14 protein-coding genes, 1 rRNA gene and 1 other RNA gene are annotated in these 20,206 nt (G+C 37.5%); 14 read left to right on the plus strand and 2 right to left on the minus strand.

Features of this window, described 5'->3' with window-relative positions; translation table 11 throughout:
• Positions 1 to 9: 9 nt before the first annotated feature.
• The 4 genes from E7276_RS07725 (at position 10) to E7276_RS07740 (ending at position 6,418) form a co-directional block, all read left to right on the plus strand.
• Positions 10 to 2,430 (plus strand): YhgE/Pip domain-containing protein, encoded by a 2,421-nt coding sequence (locus E7276_RS07725; protein ID WP_294215881.1) that lies wholly within the window; start codon positions 10 to 12, stop codon positions 2,428 to 2,430.
• Positions 2,431 to 2,862 carry a hypothetical protein gene (locus tag E7276_RS07730; RefSeq protein WP_294215883.1) on the plus strand — a complete coding sequence of 144 codons (432 nt, stop codon included), beginning with the start codon at positions 2,431 to 2,433 and terminating at the stop codon, positions 2,860 to 2,862.
• A complete protein-coding gene (locus tag E7276_RS07735; protein WP_294215886.1) occupies positions 2,859 to 5,048 on the plus strand; it encodes a YhgE/Pip domain-containing protein in 2,190 nt (729 codons plus the stop codon). The genes E7276_RS07730 and E7276_RS07735 overlap by 4 nt, the downstream gene beginning before the upstream one ends.
• A gap of 80 nt (positions 5,049 to 5,128) precedes the next feature.
• Positions 5,129 to 6,418: an alpha-amylase family glycosyl hydrolase gene (locus E7276_RS07740; RefSeq protein ID WP_294215889.1), complete on the plus strand. Its 1,290-nt coding sequence runs from the start codon at positions 5,129 to 5,131 to the stop codon at positions 6,416 to 6,418.
• Here E7276_RS07740 and E7276_RS07745 read toward each other — a convergent pair whose 3' ends face one another.
• Positions 6,419 to 6,967 carry a GNAT family N-acetyltransferase gene (locus tag E7276_RS07745; RefSeq protein ID WP_294215891.1) on the minus strand — a complete coding sequence of 183 codons (549 nt, stop codon included), beginning with the start codon at positions 6,965 to 6,967 and terminating at the stop codon, positions 6,419 to 6,421. It abuts the gene before it with no gap.
• A 29-nt stretch (positions 6,968 to 6,996) separates the two neighbouring features.
• Positions 6,997 to 7,689 (minus strand): anaerobic ribonucleoside-triphosphate reductase activating protein, encoded by a 693-nt coding sequence (locus tag E7276_RS07750; RefSeq protein WP_294215894.1) that lies wholly within the window; start codon positions 7,687 to 7,689, stop codon positions 6,997 to 6,999.
• 108 nt (positions 7,690 to 7,797) lie between these two features.
• Between E7276_RS07750 and tadA the strand changes: the two genes are divergently transcribed.
• From tadA to E7276_RS07800, 10 genes are all read left to right on the plus strand, one after another.
• On the plus strand, positions 7,798 to 8,274 hold the full coding sequence (tadA, locus tag E7276_RS07755; RefSeq protein WP_294215896.1) for a tRNA adenosine(34) deaminase TadA: 477 nt from the start codon (positions 7,798 to 7,800) through the stop codon (positions 8,272 to 8,274).
• 48 nt (positions 8,275 to 8,322) lie between these two features.
• Positions 8,323 to 8,523: signal recognition particle sRNA large type (gene ffs, locus E7276_RS07760), an RNA gene on the plus strand.
• Positions 8,524 to 8,546: 23 nt separating this feature from the next.
• A complete protein-coding gene (locus E7276_RS07765) occupies positions 8,547 to 9,311 on the plus strand; it encodes a hypothetical protein (protein ID WP_294215898.1) in 765 nt (254 codons plus the stop codon).
• A 16-nt stretch (positions 9,312 to 9,327) separates the two neighbouring features.
• On the plus strand, positions 9,328 to 11,613 hold the full coding sequence (locus E7276_RS07770; RefSeq protein ID WP_294215900.1) for a hydratase: 2,286 nt from the start codon (positions 9,328 to 9,330) through the stop codon (positions 11,611 to 11,613).
• A gap of 15 nt (positions 11,614 to 11,628) precedes the next feature.
• Positions 11,629 to 12,945 carry an AI-2E family transporter gene (locus tag E7276_RS07775; RefSeq protein WP_294215902.1) on the plus strand — a complete coding sequence of 439 codons (1,317 nt, stop codon included), beginning with the start codon at positions 11,629 to 11,631 and terminating at the stop codon, positions 12,943 to 12,945.
• 138 nt (positions 12,946 to 13,083) lie between these two features.
• Positions 13,084 to 15,882 carry a hypothetical protein gene (locus E7276_RS07780; protein WP_294215905.1) on the plus strand — a complete coding sequence of 933 codons (2,799 nt, stop codon included), beginning with the start codon at positions 13,084 to 13,086 and terminating at the stop codon, positions 15,880 to 15,882.
• 43 nt (positions 15,883 to 15,925) lie between these two features.
• Positions 15,926 to 17,824: a 1,4-alpha-glucan branching protein GlgB gene (gene glgB / locus E7276_RS07785; RefSeq protein WP_294215908.1), complete on the plus strand. Its 1,899-nt coding sequence runs from the start codon at positions 15,926 to 15,928 to the stop codon at positions 17,822 to 17,824.
• Between the two features lie 50 nt (positions 17,825 to 17,874).
• Positions 17,875 to 19,089, plus strand: coding sequence for a DUF5711 family protein (locus tag E7276_RS07790; RefSeq protein WP_294215912.1), 1,215 nt, complete (start codon positions 17,875 to 17,877; stop codon positions 19,087 to 19,089).
• 11 nt (positions 19,090 to 19,100) lie between these two features.
• Entirely contained in the window at positions 19,101 to 19,772 is a 672-nt protein-coding gene (locus E7276_RS07795) for a CvpA family protein (protein ID WP_294215914.1), read from the plus strand.
• A 372-nt stretch (positions 19,773 to 20,144) separates the two neighbouring features.
• Positions 20,145 to 20,206: ribosomal RNA gene (locus E7276_RS07800) — 16S ribosomal RNA — on the plus strand; the annotation flags it as partial.

Here is a 20,206-nt window from a genome sequence, read left to right on the forward strand (position 1 = left end):
GGACAGATAATGAAAACAGTTAGAAGAATATTTTTTGATGATATACTTAGTTTAGTAAAAAACTTCTTTGCGTTGGTAATAGTTGTCGGTATATGCTTGTTACCGGCACTTTATGCATGGTTTAATATCTTTTCAAATTGGGATCCATACGGAAGCACTGGAGCCCTTAAAATTGCGGCAATTTCTTTAGACGAAGGATTCACAGATGAAAATGGAGAATATCATAATCAAGGCGATACCATAATTGATAATCTTCATGAAAACAAATCTGTAGATTGGCAGTTTGTGGAGTCTTCAGATGCTGCAATTGAAGGTGTTTACAGTGGTGATTATTATGCAGCAGTTGTAATTGATAAAGAATTTACTTACAACATGTATAACGTTCTTACAGAGGAGGTCAACAGGCCTACCCTCCACTTCTATGAAAATCAAAAGAAAAATCCAGTTGCAACAAAAATATCAGATACAGTAGTTCAAACTGTTCAGAACAATATCAATGTTGCCTTTACAGAGGTTGTAGTCAGTGAGCTATTCTCTAATGCATCAGAGGTTTCTGAAGAATTAGAGGAAAAAGGTGGCGTTGATGCAGCACTTGATAAGCTAAGAAGCCTTAGCGCAGATTTAACCAACTATCAGAACACGATAAACTCAATTATTGAAAATGATGCAGCTTTACAAATGGCCCTTGCGCAAGCTGAAACCGATGCATCTAATTTGCAGCAGCAGGTACAGTCCACAGCTAATGCTATAGCAAGTACAGGAAAGGTATCAGCCAATGCAGCAACAACCATTGCTAGTTACAGTAATGATGTTAATAGTGCAATTGATACAATTAATGCGGCTTCAGATACAATGGGTCAGCATTTAGATGCAGCAGCCATTGCAGATAATGCTGTTAACGCCGCAACAGAATTAAAGAAAGCATTATTAGATTCCCTTTATATAGAGAAAATAGTTGCCAATTTGCCAAATGAAATAGGCGACAATGTTATAACCGAGAAAAAGCAAGAAATTATTTCTAAGCTTCAAAATATTGAAACTGTAATTTCTAATGTTACACAACCACTTCAGGCAATATCCGATGCCTTAGGAGCTTTGGCAGAGAGATTAAGCAATTCAGGCTTTTCTGGTATTGATGACGAAACCTTGGCCTTATTGCTTAAATACAATATTATTACTCAGGATCAGGTAGATGCTATAAAGAAAATACAGGATGTTGCAGGCCAGCAGCAGGCTGTTCAAGATTTAATTACAAAGATTAATCAAACTAAAACTGAAATAGATAATGTTATTGCATTAGTAAATGGAATCAATTATGAAAATATTGACACAAGCAATATTGAAGACAAAATCGATAAAATTAATGCTATAGACGTAAATACCTTAGCACTTGCTGGTGCAGATCAGCTTAAAGCAATGGCTAATAGTGCCAAAAGTGAAGTTGGAAACGTTGAGAATCTCATAGGCAATGATTTAGCAACCAAATTAAAGGAAGGTCTTACTTCCCTATCTGGAACTCTTAACGATACAAATGTATTATTGAATTCTGTGGGAGAAACCTTTGGTAATCTTACAGTTATGTTTTCAGCTATAGATAATACAATTGACTGTGCCAATACAAGCTTGGAGAAAACAAACGAGGCTATTGTATATGTAAATGGCAGATTAATAGATGTTATTGATGATGTGGAAAGTGCAGCTTCTAATGAAAAAATGGGCGTACTTGTAAATGCATTATCAGGTGATCCAGAGACATATGGTCAATTCTTTTCAACACCAGTAAGTGTTGTAACTGAAGCCGTTTATCCAATAGAAAACTACGGCTCTGCGGTTGCACCATTCTATACCACTTTAGCATTTTGGGTAGGAGCACTTATCCTTACTGCAATTATTAAAATTAAACCAGATAAAAACAAATATCCAGATGCGTCTCAGAGACAATTATTCTTTGGAAGATATGTCTTATATTGGGTATTAGGACAGTTACAAGCAGTTATAATTGTGCTTGGAGACTTATGTTTACTACATGTACAGTGCTTGCATCCATGGCTTTTCATGTTTGCAGCCTCAGTGACTGCCACCACATTTACAATTCTTATTTATTCCTTGGTTGCAACTTGGGGAGATGTAGGAAAGGCTCTTTCGGTAGTAATCGTTGTAATCCAGATTGCAGGAAGTTCTGGAACTTACCCTATTGAGCTCTTACCAGACTTTTTCAAAAAGGTTTATATTTTCTTCCCATTCCCTTATGCAATAAATGCAATCAGAGAGTGCTTATGTGGACTTTACGAATTAGACTATCTCAAGAACTTAGGATGCTTATGTATCTTTATGATAGTAGCATTGTTTATAGGCTTATTAGTTCGAATTCCATTTGAACCAATAAATCACTATATGGAAGAACGTATGGAAGATACGGAGATGATGTAAATGGATAATAGCAAAGAAAAAATATTATATGAAAAATTTATAGATTTACAGGAAGCAACACATTTAAAGAACCAGAAAAAAATAAGGGTAGGACTTAGAGTTAATATCCTTTTACCACTAGTTTTTCTAATCATTAGCTTTATTACAAATCGCTCAAAGCTTGTGTTTTTGGTGCTTTGGATTGTATCGCTTTTTGGTATATCTTTTTATCTTTTGTATGTGGAATACATGGATTTCAAGCTTCAAGAACAGCTTAAGGAACTTGGAATAATGGAAGAAGAAGCTGAGGCACAGGCATTAATTGGTGCCGAGGTAGTAAATAGTATTAACGAGCTGAAAAAAGTTCGTGATGGATTAGTTGAAGATATAAAAGAGATGAGAAAAGAACTTAAATCGGATTTGCAAAATAGGGGAGACAACACCAAGAAATGAGAAACATAGTTAAAATAATTGCATCTGATATAAAGAGACTGTCGGTAAATGTTGTTGCAATGGTCGTAATGATTGGACTAACTGTAATTCCATGTCTTTATGCCTGGTTCAATATTCTATCCAACTGGGATCCTTATGGTCCTGACGCTACCAAAAATCTCCAAGTTGCGGTAGCTTCATCGGACCAAGGTATTCTTGTGGGCAATTTTGAGCTTAACGTCGGTGATATTATCATCAGCAATCTTAAAGAAAACACATCTATTGGATGGGTATTTACTGACACTGCCGAGGAGGCAATAAGCGGTGTATACTCTGGAGATTACTACGCTGCGCTAATAATTGATGAAGAATTTAGTGCTAACATGATTAGCTTCTTAGGTGGACAGATAGAAAATCCAGAAATTACCTACTACGAAAATGATAAGAAAAATGCCATTGCTCCTAAGATTACGGGAAAGGTAAAAACAACTATTGAGCGTGAGGTAGACCATGCTTTTGTTGGAACCATGGCTGAGACTCTTTTGAACGCTAGTGAATATTTTGCGACTTTAGACGAGCAAGGAAATATCACAGGCCAGGGAATAGCTAAATTAGAGCAATTGGATTCTGATATGAATGGCTTAATTGCCCTTTTGGACTCATATATTGCTTTATCAGATTCCACTGAAAGCATTTCAGAGGCAGGTCAAGCGGTGGCTGATAGTGCTAGCTCAATAACAGACCTAGCAGGTCAAATAGCAGAAAATGCTCAAAGTCAGACTGCTTCTGCTCAAACAGATATTCAAAATTATAAATATCAGTTAGATGCAAAAATAGGTGATATAAATACAAGTTTGGATTCAGTGGATTCCACTATAGAAACAATAAATAGTTATGTTTCCCAGTTAAGTTTTGGAAATGCGGGAAATAATGACTTAATGAATAATATAAATAGCAAAATGCAGGAGCTAAATACTGCTTGGAAAGACTCTAACGGCGACGGTATTTATAGCATGATTGTTAATAATCCTTTGATTAATGACTCTACAACTCAGGGTTATATTCAAGATGCAGCAGATAAGGTAGACAATGAATTAGGCTCTCTTGAAACAAATATTACTAACATGAATAATGCTATTAGTACCACCGAAGAGGAGTTTAACACTGCCAAAGCTAATGTAATTCAAGACATAAGTGATGTTATTGCCAACACAAGCGGGGTTAGGTCAGCATATGCAAGTAAAATATCTCCAATAGCTCAGACTGCCATTTATTCAGTAAATGATTCTATAGCTGAGATTGAGAAACTGTTAGATTACAATGCAGAGAGTATTGATTTAGTAATAGATAATCTTGGAAATTACGCGGATTTAATGGACCAATCAAAGGATTCCCTTGTCAAATCCCGTGATGAGGCTGTAGAAATGGAACAGCAGCTTTCCGCCCTAATAGCTGATATCAAAAGTGTAGGGGAAAGTGAGGGCTATCAGAAGTTTATGACATTAGTTAAATCTGATCCTGAGCTACTTTCAGATTTCATTAGTAGCCCTGTTGAAGTCTCAAATGAGTATATATACCCAGTTGAGAATAATGGTTCAATGACAGCGCCATTTTATATCGTATTATCAATTTGGGTTGGTGCCTTAATCATCTCAACAATCCTTAAAACAACAGTTAAGGATACAACCGGCATGGAAAATGTAAAGAATTGGCAATGCTTCTTTGGCCGCTTTTTTGTAACTTTTGGTATTGGACAGATACAGACAATAATTACCGTTTTAGGAGCAATCCTATTTGTAGGAATTCAGTGTGAACATCATTTCCTACTGTGGGCAGCCTGTGCTTGGTCAGCATTTGTTTATTCATTGCTCCTTTATTCATTTACATATTCCTTTGGAAATGTAGGAGAAGCTTTATCAGTAATACTTATGGTTATTCAGGTAGCCGGAGCAGGTGGAACCTTCCCAATTGAGGTCCTTCCAAAAGTCTTCCAGGTGCTTTATAAATTTATGCCATTTAAATATTCCATGACAGCGGTACGAGAATGTATTGCAGGCTTCTATAACGATACATACAAGAATTGTATGCTGACATTGTTAATATATGTGGCAGTTGCAATATTTATAGGTGTTGTGCTTTATCATCCTTTCAAAATTATCAATGAAAAAATTGAGCATAGTAAAGAAAAATCAGGAATCCTATTGTAATTTAAGCAGGGCAAGTGCGCCCTGCTTTTTTTATTAGTTTTGCAAAGCAAAATTCTTTCTTGTATATAAAGGAGGTAGCTATGAGAGACATAAGCTGGGTTAAGGAATCTGTTTTTTACCATATTTATCCTATAGGAGCCTGCGGCTGTCCTAGGGAAAACAAGGGAAAGGAAACAGAGGGACATAGAATACTAAAACTAATTGATTGGGTAGACCACTTAAAGGAAATTGGTGTAAATGCAGTTTACTTTGGCCCATTATTTGAATCGGGAACTCATGGCTATGATACCTATGATTATTACAAATTAGATAGTCGCTTAGGTGACAATGATGACTTAAAAAAGCTAATAAAAACATATCATGATAATGGAATTAAGGTTGTTTTAGACGGTGTTTTCAATCATGTTGGAAGGGGTCATAAAGCAGTTGTAGATGTTCGTGAGAAAAGGGAAAATTCTGAGTACAAGAATTGGATTTCAGGTCTGAACTTTGGTGGAAATAACTGGTATAACGATGGATTTTCATATGATTGCTGGGCTGGTGCTCAGGAGTTGGTAAAACTGAATTATTGGCGCGAAGATGTTAATAACTACATCCTAAACGCGGTGGCAATGTGGATAGATGAATTTGATATTGATGGCTTGCGCTTAGATGCAGCAGATTGTATACAAAGAGATTTTTTCAAGCGCCTAAAGAATTTCACTCAAGAAAAGAAGTCAACCTTCTGGCTCATGGGCGAAATAATACATGGAGATTACAATATTTACGTTAATGAGGAAATGCTTGATGCAGTAACAAACTACGAGTGCTGGAAGGGCATTTATTCAAGCCATAACGACCATAATTATTTTGAAATCAATTATGCCATGAAGCGTCAGTGGGGCCAGGGCGGATTATACATTGGAAAATATCTATATAATTTTATTGATAACCATGATGTAAATAGGATTGCCACCTTGTTAAACGACAAAGAAAACATTTACCCTGTATATACTCTGCTATTTACAATGCCAGGCATACCTTCAATTTACTACGGAAGTGAGTGGGCAATAGAAGGCGATAAAAAATCTGGAGATGGCGATTATGCCCTCAGACCTGAAATTGACCCTAAGAAAATGAATAATCCGGATTTAATCGACCATATAAAAACACTTTCACAAATCAGAAAAGAGTCTACGGCCTTAAAATGCGGAATATATGAAGAATTACAGGTGAAAAATGAAACTCTCGTTTTCGCTAGAGTTTACAATGATGAATACGTGATTGTTGCCCTAAATAATACAAAGGACAGTAAACATTTGGCCTTTGATTATAGAGGACAGCATTTTGAAATTGATTTAGAGCCACATGGCAGTAAAATTCTTAAGTAATTAATTATCAGCTAAATAAGCATACATGCAGTGATCAAGGCGTTCTCCCCCGATAATTATTTTATCCCGGAGAATGCCTTCGTATTTGAATCCAAGTTTTTCAACCATGTGAATGGAAGGGGCATTGTCTGGTAAAATCAAGGCTTCAAATCTATGAATACCAAGCTCTTTAGTTAGCAAAGGTATAGTGTTTGCTAAGGCTTCTGAGCAATAGCCTTTGTTTACATAATCCCTGTCCATTTTGTAGCCGACTGTACAGCATTCATAAATAGGACGGATAATGTTTCTATAGCTTACAGTACCAATAATTTTGTTAGGGTTGTTCTTTTCGAAAATCCAATATCTAATCATAATAAGCTTCATAATGCTTTTATACTCAAAATCTAGAAGCTTTTGCTGATGTTCCAAGGTATAGAAATTATTGCCGATAACCGGCTCGTACTTTTCAAAAATGTCTCCATTTCTGTTGTAAAAGTCCAAAACCAGCTGGGCATCGTCTGAATTAAGAATTTTTAAATCTAATCGTTCAGTGCTTACTTGAAATTTCATAATCGTCCCCCCATTACCATTGAAATTTGCTATATTCCTCTAAGATTTGTATTAGCAACATAAGGTTTTAGAATCTCAACGAAGGATTCTAGAGTTTCCAAAGAATGTGGCGAAAATATAGGATTTATAACCTGCTCAGATTCCTTGTAGCTTTGAAGATAATAAGCCTTAGCACCTTTGAGCCATTCTCCAATGGACTTCATATCATCTGCAGTGTGACACTCCTTCATGATGGTAGTACGAAACTCGTAATCAATTTTGCCCTCTTTTAGAATCGTTATAGATTCTTCGATAGGTCTAATATCAAAGTGAGTCATTGATGCAATCTCATTGTATTTTTCTTTGCTATGCTTGATATCCATAGCAATATAATCAATGAGCTGTTGCTCAATAAGCTTTGCAACCATATCGGGATTGGTTCCATTAGAATCAAGCTTTACAAGCAATCCCATATCTTTAATTTGCTTTATAAACTCTGGTAAATCCTTGTGTAAGGTAGGTTCGCCACCGGTAATACATACTCCATCAAGCACTTTTTTCTTTGCCTGCAGATGTTCAAAAATCTCTTCTTGAGAATATGCAAGCACATCTGATGGAGGCATAACAAGGTCCCTATTATGACAATATGGGCACTTAAAATTACATCCACCTGTAAAAATTGTGCTGGCAACCTTTCCGGGATAATCTAAAAGTGTAGTTTTTTGCAAGCCTAGTATTAGCATAAGTCATTTCCTTTTATTGGTAAAAGTGTTAACATAAAATAGCTGAAAATTAAGAATTTAAAGCTATTTTTTCAAATAAAAGTATAGCAAAATAGGAGTTGAAAATCCATGATGTCAAATCAGGATGAAAAATATATGGAGCTGGCAATTAAGCAAGCTCAAAAAGCCTATGCTATTAACGAGGTACCAATAGGTTGCGTTATAGTCCAAGGGGACAAAGTTATAGCTAGGGGCTACAATCGCAGAAATATCGATAAAAGTGTTCTCGCCCATGCTGAGATAGCAGCAATAAAAAAGGCCTGCAAGAAAACAGGTGACTGGCGCCTAGAAGATTGCGTGTTATACGTTACCTTGGAGCCATGCCAAATGTGTGCAGGAGCTATTGTTCAGGCCAGAATACCAAAAGTGGTTGTAGGAGCCATGAATCCTAAAGCAGGATGCGCAGGCTCAGTTATTAATGTTCTTCAGATGCAGCAGTTCAATCATCAATGTGAACTTGAAACCGGCGTCTTAGGTGATAAATGTAAAACAATGATGACAAAATTCTTCGAAGAACTGAGAGAGCAGAAAAAGAAGGAAAAGTAATACAGTATTTATTGACAAGGAGCCTGTTTATATCATAAAATAAGGGCTCCGAGCACTATGCTTGAATTAGATATCACTTGGCGGTCGTCCTAGGGTGCATTGATCTTTGGGTCCCGCGTAATGGACACCTGAGAATCGTGTCAGGGCAGGAATGCAGCAGCACTAAGCAGGACCGTTCATCTGACGTGGGGTCACCTGAAGGGAGCATCCTAGGGCGGCTACCAATTGATATCTAGTCAGGCGGCTCGGTATTTTTGTATGTAGGTGAAAAAATGGGTGCAGTAGACAGAACAGAAGGCGTACTAAGAGAAATGCATGTGCTTTTTTCAAAGGCACAGCCATATGAGGGTAGCGCAAAAAACGTTATCGTTGATAAAAATGCCATGATGGACTTGCTAAAAGAGCTTAACGAGTGCATGTATGACATGATGGAGGAGCATGAGCTCACTGTTAAGAGCCGTGACAAGGCCAATCGTGAGATGCAGAAGCAGGGCGATGATATTGTGTTTGAAGCCACTAGAAAGGCAGAGGACATTTATGCTGCAGCCCTTATGTATACGGACAATGCTTTTGAGAGTATTCAGGATATTATAAAGGACTCTCAGGAGTCAGTTGCCAAGATTTACGACGAGGCTATCAAGAAAATCAAAGAAGAAAATAGCGCAATCAAGTCAAATCAGCTTGAATTAAAGAGCCATCTTAATGATTTGATTGATACTCAGAAATATTTGAGACTAATTGATGAAGAGAATATGCGTAGACTTAAAGAAAAGTCTGAAGGAACCTCAGAGGAGATTGATGACGGACCAAAGTATACAGCTCCAGAAATTAGAATAGATAAAGAATACTTTGCAAGGGCTGGCCTTGAAATAGAGGATGATATAGAACAGCCAAGTAGCGATACAGAGGAGGAAATTGGAATTTCCTCAGAAGATTTGGATGCCGAATACTTTAAGTGGCAGGAAGAAGAATCAGGTGAGGAACAAAAGAAATCAGGTAAAAAAGGCTTTGGTAGTCTTTTTGGATTAAAGAAGTAAAAAGGAGAATAAAGGAATGAAGCTTTACAACAACGGAGTTTACCTAATCAATGGCACTCAAATAGTTGAAGACAGCCATGAGGCAACCGCTGCAATCAAGTCTGCAACAGGACTCGACGTAACTAAGGACCAGGCTCATAAAGAGACTATGGCATATGGTATTTTATCTAGCCATAACACCTCTTCTAATATGGATCATCTTGAGATTAAGTTTGACAAATTGGTAAGTCACGATATTACCTACGTCGGAATTATTCAGACTGCCAGAGCTTCAGGCCTTGAGAAGTTCCCAATTCCATATTGCCTTACAAACTGTCATAACTCTCTTTGTGCTGTAGGTGGCACAATCAACGAGGATGACCACATGTTTGGCCTTTCATGCGCAAAGAAATACGGCGGAATTTATGTTCCACCACATCAGGCCGTTATCCATCAGTTTGCTCGTGAAATGATGGCAGGCTCAGGCAAAATGATTCTTGGTTCTGATTCTCACACTAGATACGGTGCCCTTGGTACTATGGCTATGGGTGAAGGCGGTCCAGAGCTTGTTAAGCAGCTTTTAAATCAGACTTATGACATCGCTATGCCAGGTGTTATTGCAGTTTATTTGACAGGTACACCTAGAAAGGGTGTTGGACCTCAGGACGTTGCTCTTGCCATCATCGGAGAAGTATTTGACAAGGGTTACGTTAAAAATAAAATCATGGAGTTCGTAGGACCAGGTGTTGCCAATCTTTCAATGGATTTCAGAATTGGTGTAGACGTTATGACTACAGAGACTACATGTCTTAGCTCAATCTGGACTACAGATGACAAAACAAAAGAGTTTTATGAGATTCACGGTCGTAAGGAAGAGTACAAAAAGTTAAATCCAGGACAGGTTGCTTACTATGACGGTATGATTGAGATTAATCTTGATGAGATTAAGCCAATGATTGCTATGCCATTCCATCCAAGCAACACATATACAATTGAAGAGCTCAATGCAAATCTCATGGACATTCTTGATGATTGCGAAAAGAGAGCAAAGGTTTCACTTGATGGTCAAGTAGACTTTACTCTCAAGGATAAAGTTAGAAACGGAAAATTATATGTAGATCAAGGTATTATTGCTGGTTGCGCAGGTGGCGGATTTGAAAATATTTGTGCAGCAGCTGATATCCTAAGAGGTGCAAGCATTGGACCTGATGAGTTTACTCTTTCAGTTTATCCAGCATCTACACCAATTTACATGGAACTTGTTAAAAATGGCGCTGTCGCAGACCTTATGAGCACAGGAGCAATTGTTAAAACAGCATTCTGCGGACCTTGCTTCGGTGCAGGTGATACACCATCTAACAACGGCTTCTCAATCCGTCATTCTACTAGAAACTTCCCTAACAGAGAGGGATCTAAGCTTCAGAATGGACAGATTGCTTCAGTTGCACTTATGGATGCTCGTTCTATCGCTGCTACTGCAGCAAACAAGGGTTACCTTACAGCTGCAACAGAGGTTGACGTAGAATTTACAAATCCTACATATCATTTCGATGGTAGAATTTACGCTAATAGAGTATTTGATTCTCATGGAAAGGCTGAGCCTGAGACAGAGATTCATTTTGGTCCAAACATCAAGGACTGGCCAAAAATGAGTGCTTTGCCTGAGAATTTATTCCTTCAGGTAGTTTCAGAGATTCATGATCCTGTTACTACAACGGATGAGCTTATTCCTTCAGGTGAGACTTCATCATATCGTTCAAATCCACTTGGTCTTGCAGAGTTTACTCTTTCCCGCAAAGATCCAGAGTACGTTGGACGTGCAAAGAATATACAGAAGGCACAGAAGGCATTAGAGGCCGGAGAATGTGCAGGCGAAGCAGTACCAGAGCTTAAAGCAATAGTACACAAAGTAAAAGAGACATACCCAGAGGTTAATCATGATAACTTCGGCGTTGGTTCTACTATTTTTGCTGTAAAGCCAGGTGACGGTTCCGCTAGAGAGCAAGCTGCTTCTTGCCAAAAGGTTCTCGGCGGATGGGCAAATATCGCAAACGAATATGCAACAAAGAGATATCGTTCAAACCTTATTAACTGGGGAATGCTTCCATTTGTAATCCCACAGGGCGACTTACCTTTCAAGAACTTGGACTACATTTTCATTCCAGGCATCAAAGACGCAGTTGCTAATAAGGCTGATACAATCAAAGCTTTTGTTGTAAAAGAAGAAGGATTAAAAGAATTCGAAATGACTCTAGGTGAACTTACAGATGATGAGCGTGAAATCATCCTTAAGGGTTGTTTAATTAATTACAATAGAAGGTAAAACAAGGGGGCCATTATGCCACAAGACAAACAGAATTTAGATGATAAGGCTAGAAGAAAAAGAATGGTAGGATATATAATTGCAGCTTGCGTTGTGATTACATTCTACTTCCTGTTAAAAAACAGTGCCGATGTTTTAGCTTTTTTAAATCAGGTATCAACAGTAATACAGCCTATTCTCATAGGATTTGTCATGGCTTTTCTCATGAATCCTATCATGGTATTTTTTGAGAACAGATTCAAAAAAATATTTGAAAAGCTGTGCAGAAATCAAGAAAATGCCAAAAAAGCAAATAGAACATTATCTTCAATCTTGTCATTAATTGTGTTGACAGCAGTGGTTGGCTTTATTATTTCAACTATTGTTCCAGAATTAATCAGTACAATTTTCTATTTGGGAAATCATATTGAAGAACAAATTGCAGCAGTATTAGACTGGTGCAATGTAGTTACAAAGGGCAATTACGAAGAAGTCCTTATGAAGGCAAAAGACAACAATATCGGTGATTTGGTTGACCAGGGACTTGCATTGTTGAACAAATATGTAGATTACGACCAAACAGATATGGTTTCAACAATCACTACAAGTGTTATTTCTGTAGGTAGATTTGTAGTTGGAATCATAGTTGGAATGTTTGTTTCTGTATACGTTTTGATTTCAAAGGAAACCTTCAAGGCGCAAGCTAAAAAGCTTATATGCGGCTTCTTCGCTCCTAGATATTCAAATATCATTTTGGAAATTAGCAGAAAGTCTGCAGAAATTTTCTATGGCTTCATAATCGGCAAAATTATAGATTCGATAATCATAGGTATTATTTGCTATATTGGCTGTCTAGCTATGAGCATGCCATATCCACTATTAGTTTCTATCATAGTTGGTGTAACAAATATTATTCCTGTATTCGGTCCATACATTGGAGCTGTTCCTACGGTTGCAATTATCTTCTTAACTGAGCCGATGAAGGGCATTTATTTCTTGATATTTATACTTGTTTTGCAACAGTTTGACGGTAACCTAATCGGACCAAAGATTTTGGGAGATTCCACAGGAATTACCTCTTTCTGGGTTGTATTTGCCGTTGTTACTGGTGCCGGATTCTTTGGAGTTGGCGGTATGATTGTAGCAGTGCCAATAGTGGCAATCATTTACTACATGGTAGGAAGGCTTGCTAAATACCTCGTTGCAAAGCGCAATTTGCCTTTAGACACATCGGATTATATTTTGTTAGATCACATAGATTTGGAAACAAATGAAGTAATAAATCATGAAGAAACCAAGCATACAAAGAAAAAACGACTAACAATATTACCTAAAATTAACCATAAAAAATAATTACACAACCGAGGTATTTCTGCCTCGGTTATTTTTGATTTTAGGTTAAACCTATGTTAATATTTTAATAACTATAGGTTTTGATTTTCCTCAGAAAATTAATCCTATTTAAAGTATGCAGTTTTGGAGAATAATACTGTGGAGAAAATGGAATACAGAAATAGAATAGAAGAGATGAGAGACCTTATCTCTCAGAATAAATTTGCTGATGCCATGTCAGTAGCAGAGACAGTAAATTGGAGAAAAGTGCATAATATCAATGATTTGATAGCAGGTAGCGAGTGCTATGAGGCAGCAGGTAAGATCGAAGAAGCTAGAGAATTATTATTTTTAGCACATGATCGCTCTCCTATTGGACGAATGATTATATATAAGCTCTGCATGATATCTATCAAGCTCAAGGACTTGGAGATGGCACAGGAATACTATAATGAGTTTGTTCAAATTGCACCTCATGACAGTCTTAAATATATCCTGAAATATAATATTAATATGGCTAAGGGCGCAGACATTGCCACCTTGATCAAGATACTTGAGCAGCTAAAAGAAAATGATTTTATCGAAGAGTGGGCGTACGAATTGGCTTACCTCTATCACAAAACAAATCAAGCTGACAAGTGTATTTCTTTGTGCGATGAAATAATTCTGTGGTTTGGTGACGGCCCAGTTGTTGAGAGAGCATTAGAACTTAAAATGCTTTATCAGCCACTTGATAAAGCCCAAGAAGACAAATACAGAAGCTTCCAGCAGAAAAAAGATGGCCTTGCTGAGATTTACCCTCAGCCTATCGGAATTGATTCAAATGCCGTTTTACCTGACATGCCAGTTATTGAGCTTCCAAAGGGACCAGAGCGCTTTGACACAATAAATCTTCAGGCCGAAATCAAGAAGAATATTGATGAGATTATGAAAGCGACTGATACAGGAGAGGTTTCTGAAAACATAGGTGCTATTAAAAACCTTGTTGAAGAAATCCCATATCTTCAGGTAAAAGAAGAGCCTGAGGTTCATGAAGAAGAGTTCTCCGTCAATGAGACCTTTAATCAATACTTACGTGAAGGAATGGATGGCCAGATTAGCTTGCTACTTCCTGATGATGCAGACAAATCAGAAGAACAAATCGAAGGTCAGCTCACAATAGAAGATGTATTAGCCGAGTGGGAAAAAACAAAGCGTGCCGCCGAGGCAGCTATGGAAGAGGCAAAGAGCAAAGAGCTAGAAAATGCTAGAGCAAAGGCTCTTCGCGAGGCTAACAGTGTTCTTAACAGATTAGAAGGTGTTATGTCAAAGCTTGATGCCGGCATGACCTCAGCTGATCTTTTAAAAGAAGAGTATTTGGCAGATGATGACGTTAAAAATGGTGAAATGAAAGAAGTTGTTGCAGAAGAGTTTACTGCACCTGAGCTTGAACCAGAGGTTGAATCAGAGCCAGAGGCTAACTTAGAGCCAGCCAAATCATTTTCTATTCCAAAGCTTAACAGCGATGGATTACTTAGTGGTTCGTTGGACATTCCAATTGTGCCAAGTGTTGCAGCGACTGGCGCAGCAGCAAGTGCAGTAGATGCAGTTAAGCATTCAGCAGGGGAGCTTAAAGAGGAAAATTGGCAACCTCCAACATTAGAGGAACAGAGTGAGGAGACGGAAGAAGTGGATTTCAAAGAAGCATCCCAAATGATTGCTGATGTTAACGATTTCTTACAGCAGGAGATAGATCGATTAACAGCAGGCACTACAACTACTATTAATCAGGAGCCACAAAAGTATTTTGAGGTTGAACCAAAAGAGATAGTTCTTCCTGAAAGCATAGTTTCAGATTTTGAGGAACCAGTAGAAGAGCCTGAGAATGACGATGCTGAGCTAGATGATATTCCACTTGTGGATATAAACATTAACGACATAACAATTCAAGAACCAGAAATAGAAGAGTCTATAGACATTCCTGAGACTGAGCCAGTTCTCAGCGAAGAATATATTGAAGAACCAGTAGAGGAGCCTATTCAGGAAGAATACCTTGAGCCAGAAATCAATATTTCTGATATTGAGCTTCCAAAAATAGAGCTTCCACAGGACATTTTAGAGGACATAGCTCCTAAGATGCCAGAGGTTGAGCAGGTAAGCTTAGATGAGGAACAGCCAAAGGTTGAGATTCCACCTGTGCAGCCAGCTGCTACTAGTGCTGTAGCAACAGATGGTATCCAAATTGATGATGAGGATTTAGAGATTTTCTCTTATTTCTTACCAATAAATGGCATGAAAAAGAGCATCACTTCAGCACTTGTTGGAGCAGCATCTCATTTAAATTCACCTAATGATAAGGGCGGTAGCATCATTATCGTTGGTGAGCCTGGTTCAGGCAAAACTCAGATGGCTACTAGCCTCATCAAGGTCTTAGAGAAAAAGACTGGATATCCAAAGGGCGGTATCGGAAAGATCTCCGGAGAAAAGCTTAACGAAAAGGATATTCAAAAGCTTTATTCAAAAATACAGGGTGGCTGCTTGATTATTGAGACAGCCGGTGGTATTTCAAAAGAGACAGCAGTTACACTTTCTCTATTAATGGAGCAGGATAACACAGGAACAATATTAATTATTGAGGATAACAAAAAGGGAATTGAAAAGGCCCTTTCAAAGGATAGCTCATTTGCAAAACGCTTTACTGAAAAGGTTGTTATTCCAGTATTCTCAATTGATGAACTTGTTTCATTTGCAAAAACATACGCTATGGAAGCTGAATGTTCCATCGATGATATGGGCATCTTAGCTTTATACAACCGAATTAATCTTATTGGTAGATATGATCACGCTACTACAATCAAAGAAGTAGCAGAAATCATGGATGAAGCTATAGAGAAATCTACTAGGGGCGGCTTCTTCAACAAACCAAAATATGATAAAAATGGGTACATCATACTAAAAGAAAAGGACTTCGATAGATAGGGCAGCCTATTATAGGGAGAATAAAAATAAGGGGTATTATTACATGAGTAACTTCACAGAATTAGACGGATATTTATTTGGCCAGGGCACTCATTACGACATATACAAAAAGCTTGGTGCACATAAGGGCAAACAGGGTAAGCAAACAGGCTTTTACTTTAATGTGTGGGCACCACATGCAGTGAGCGTTGCAGTTATCGGAGAGTTCAATAACTGGGACGAGAATCGCAATTACATGCATCGTGTAGAACCTGAGAGCCAGGGTGTTTTTGAAGCATTTATTCCGGAAGCAAAAGAAGGACAATTGTATAAATACCTCATTGTGACAGAAGCAGGGGAAAAGCTTTACAAAGCAGACCCTTATGCAACATATGCAGAAATCAGACCAGGTACAGCATCTATTATCTATGATAATACAAAGTTTAAGTGGACTGATAATGCATGGATGAAGCAACGAAAAGCAGCTACTAATTTCTGGGAAAAGCCATTTGCTATATATGAGGTTCATCCAGGCTCTTGGAAGAGACATCCTAGACCAGAAAACGACGGATTTTACAGCTACAAAGAATTTGCTCATAGCTTAACTGAATACGTTCTCGATATGGGCTACACTCATGTAGAGTTAATGGGTATATCAGAATATCCATTTGACGGTTCTTGGGGATATCAGGTAACAGGATATTATGCTCCAACCTCACGCTATGGAACACCTGACGACTTCATGTACCTAGTTAACTATTTGCATAAAAACGGTATTGGCGTCATTCTTGACTGGGTACCAGCTCATTTTCCTAAGGATGCCCATGGATTGGCTAATTTCGATGGTCGTGCCTTATACGAATACCCAGATCCAAGAAAGGGAGAACATCCTGACTGGGGCACCAAAATATTTAACTATGGCAAAGCCGAAGTTAAAAACTTCTTGATAGGTAGCGCACTACAATGGGTTGAGCACTACCATATTGATGGACTTAGAGTAGATGCAGTTGCATCAATGCTTTATTTGGATTACGGCAAAAAGCCAGGACAGTGGATTCCAAACGAGCATGGCGGAAATGAAAACCTAGAGGCTATAGAATTCTTCAAGCACATAAATACACTTATCCGCGGACGAAACCCAGGAGCAGTAATGATTGCTGAAGAATCAACAGCTTGGCCAAAAATCACTGGTGATGTTGAAGACGGCGGCTTAGCCTTCTCTTATAAATGGAATATGGGATGGATGCATGATTTTATCGACTATATGAGTCTAGATCCTTATTTCAGAAAAGATAATCATCACAAGATGACCTTTGCAATGACCTACAATGAGGCAGAACGATATATATTAGTTCTTAGCCATGATGAGGTTGTTCATCTAAAGGGCTCAATGCTCGCTAAGATGCCAGGTCTCGAAGTTGATAAATATAAAAATCTAATGGCTGGATATGCTTTTATGATGGGCCATCCAGGAAAGAAGCTACTTTTCATGGGTCAGGATTTTGCACAAGGCACAGAGTGGAGTGAAGCTAGAGAACTAGACTGGTACGTTTTAGACAATCCAAATCATAGACACGTGTCTAGAATGTTCAAAGATCTTCTCCACATTTATAGAGAATACCCTGCTATGTACGAGCAGGATGTTTCATGGGCTGGCTTTGAGTGGATTAATGCAAATGATGGCTACAGAAGTATCTTTAGTTTTATCAGAAAAGCAAAAAGCGGCAAAAATGATATACTGTTTGTAATTAACATGACACCAATGAGATATGACGACTACAAGGTTGGTATTCCTACAAACAGAAAAGTAAAATTATTATTAGATTCAGAAGCAAAGGCATACGGTGGCGAAGGAGGAAAGATTGCTGAAACATACATACCTAAAAAAGAGGAATGTGATGGTCGCGAATATTCAGTAGCCTTCCCATTAGCACCTTATCAAGTAGCAATATTTGTATATTAAGTAAATGGGCTGTAAATTCAGCCCATTTATTCGTTATAGGAAAGAAATAAATGGAAGAGTTTAAAATAATTAAATTACCACAAAAAGAAGATGAAGAACAAGAAGTGCAAGAAGCACCAATAGAGAGGAAAGTTGACGATGACTATCAGCCACCTCGCAAGAGATTTATCTTCTTGATTTTACTGATTTTAATAGTGATTGTAGCGATATTTGTCATAAAGATTTTTTCTACATACGAGGATTATGAAGCAGAAAAAACTTGGGAACGCAGTGACTCTGCTGAATGTGCCTACAGCAGCTTCAACGACAATCTAATAAAATACAGCCCTGATGGCGTTTCCTATACATCTTATGACGGTTCATTAATATGGAATTATACATATGACATGGTTAACCCCAACATAGATATCTGTCAGGACTATGTTGTTGTATACGATAAAAAAGGAAATGAAGTAGATATTTTCTCCACAAAAGGCTTTGTTCAATCAATTACCACAAATACTCCTATAGTAGAGGCAAAGGTAGCAAAGCAGGGAACAATAGCCATTCTTTTACAAGAGAATAATATTAGCTATATCCAGATGTATGACAAAGATGCAAAGCTATTAGTATCAGGTGAAATACATCCAGAAAATAAGGGCTTTCCAGTTTCTATGGCCCTATCCTCTGATGCAACACGATTATTACTTTCTATTGTAAATGTTAATTCGGGCGAACTGTCTTCTGAGCTAGTATTCTATGATTTTACAGATGATGGCAAGGAAGAGGAAGACAATATCGTAGCTTCCCATACCTATTTAGGAACTATCATTCCTAAAGTTGATTTTGTAAAAAATGATAAAGCAATCGCCTTTTGTGATTCAAAGATAATTATTTTTAATAATAATCTTAATGCAACTGTAGCCAAGGAGATTTCTGTTGAAGGACAGATGAAGAGTATATTCTACAACGATACACATTTTGGATATATATCTGAGACTGAAACGGAAACAGGAGAAGTAGTTAATGAATTAAATGTTTATAACCTATATGGATTTAGATGGATTTCAAAGGAGATAACTGAAAGCTATGACAACGTAGAAATCCTTGATAATAATGAGATATTCTTACTTAATGATAACACTGTAACTATCTATAATCTCCAGGGTATTGCTAAATTTACATATGATTTTGATGAAATAGTTTATAAAGTTGCGCCGGGATCCTCATCTCGAAGGTATTATTTAATAGAAGAAACAAAAACCGAGGAAATTTATATTAAATAGAGGGTTTGTGTATGAAAGTAAACTTTTTATTAATTCTATTTGCCATTATTTTATTGTATTGCATTATGCACGGTGCTAGGCGAGGTATGTTTAGAATCATATTTGGCCTGCTATCATGGGTTCTCTTAATCTGCTTCGTAAATTATGGAACTCCGGTTGTTGGAGATATTATTAAAAATAATACCGGCATTCATATAAAAATAGAGCAGATAATAGACTCTAATCTTCATACTCGTTATGAAAGCTCAGAGGCTCAAGAAAAAGGCTCAGGGGAAGATGCCGTCATGGCTCTTGTCCCAAAAGCAATAAAAGACAAAATAGAGGATAGCGTCCAAACGTCTATCGACAATACAATAAAACTAATCGCCGAGGAACTTACTGATGCTGCTATTCATGGTATAGCAGTAATCCTGGTTATTACCCTAGGTCTGTTAGTAATATTGATAATTGATAGGTTACTTAAGGGGCTTGGCTTTATTCCAGGTATTAAGGATGTAAATAAACTTCTAGGTATGTTGGCAGGAGCTTTCGAGGGATTGTTAGTTATATGGCTAATATTGTTTATCGCAGATTGTTTCCCAGCATCAGAATTTGGAAGCTTTGTGTTGGATAATACACAGAAAGATCAGATGCTTATATTCATATATCAGAACAACCTAATTGAGCAAATTATCGGAATATAAAGACAATAACTTTTTTGGAAAAACCTGTTGACTTTAGCGGTTTATGATGATATTATTCTATTCGTTCCGCTGATAGCGGCAAATGCAGAAAACATAATGTTTTCGAAGAAATAGATTTTGAAAAATAAATCAAAAAGTTGTTGACAAAAAGCCAGCATCGTGATATTATAAACGAGTTGCTGCTGAGGGCAACAACAAAATGAAGATTGATAACTGAACAGTGAAACAAACCTTGAATTAATACAGTTTTGTATAAAACATGTATCCTTGAAATTCATTTAGTTTCTAAGACGAAACAAAACCTTTATTAGTAAAGTCAGATTTATTTTGACTCGGAATTAAACTCAAGCAACTTGGTGTTGCTTACATATTAAACATGAGAGTTTGATCCTGGCTCAGGATGAACGCTGGCGGCGTGCTTAACACATGCAAGT

The sequence above is a fragment of the Pseudobutyrivibrio sp. genome, assembly GCF_015057185.1.
GTDB lineage: Bacteria > Bacillota > Clostridia > Lachnospirales > Lachnospiraceae > Pseudobutyrivibrio.

Coding starts and splice junctions, on each gene's coding strand:
- E7276_RS07765 (WP_294215898.1), top strand. CDS start 8,547: ATGGGTGCAGTAGACAGAACAGAAGGCGTACTAAGAGAAATGCATGTG.
- tadA (WP_294215896.1), top strand. CDS start 7,798: ATGATGTCAAATCAGGATGAAAAATATATGGAGCTGGCAATTAAGCAA.
- E7276_RS07795 (WP_294215914.1), top strand. CDS start 19,101: ATGAAAGTAAACTTTTTATTAATTCTATTTGCCATTATTTTATTGTAT.
- glgB (WP_294215908.1), top strand. CDS start 15,926: ATGAGTAACTTCACAGAATTAGACGGATATTTATTTGGCCAGGGCACT.
- E7276_RS07740 (WP_294215889.1), top strand. CDS start 5,129: ATGAGAGACATAAGCTGGGTTAAGGAATCTGTTTTTTACCATATTTAT.
- E7276_RS07725 (WP_294215881.1), top strand. CDS start 10: ATGAAAACAGTTAGAAGAATATTTTTTGATGATATACTTAGTTTAGTA.
- E7276_RS07730 (WP_294215883.1), top strand. CDS start 2,431: ATGGATAATAGCAAAGAAAAAATATTATATGAAAAATTTATAGATTTA.
- E7276_RS07735 (WP_294215886.1), top strand. CDS start 2,859: ATGAGAAACATAGTTAAAATAATTGCATCTGATATAAAGAGACTGTCG.
- E7276_RS07750 (WP_294215894.1), bottom strand. CDS start 7,689: ATGCTAATACTAGGCTTGCAAAAAACTACACTTTTAGATTATCCCGGA.
- E7276_RS07770 (WP_294215900.1), top strand. CDS start 9,328: ATGAAGCTTTACAACAACGGAGTTTACCTAATCAATGGCACTCAAATA.
- E7276_RS07745 (WP_294215891.1), bottom strand. CDS start 6,967: ATGAAATTTCAAGTAAGCACTGAACGATTAGATTTAAAAATTCTTAAT.
- E7276_RS07790 (WP_294215912.1), top strand. CDS start 17,875: ATGGAAGAGTTTAAAATAATTAAATTACCACAAAAAGAAGATGAAGAA.
- E7276_RS07775 (WP_294215902.1), top strand. CDS start 11,629: ATGCCACAAGACAAACAGAATTTAGATGATAAGGCTAGAAGAAAAAGA.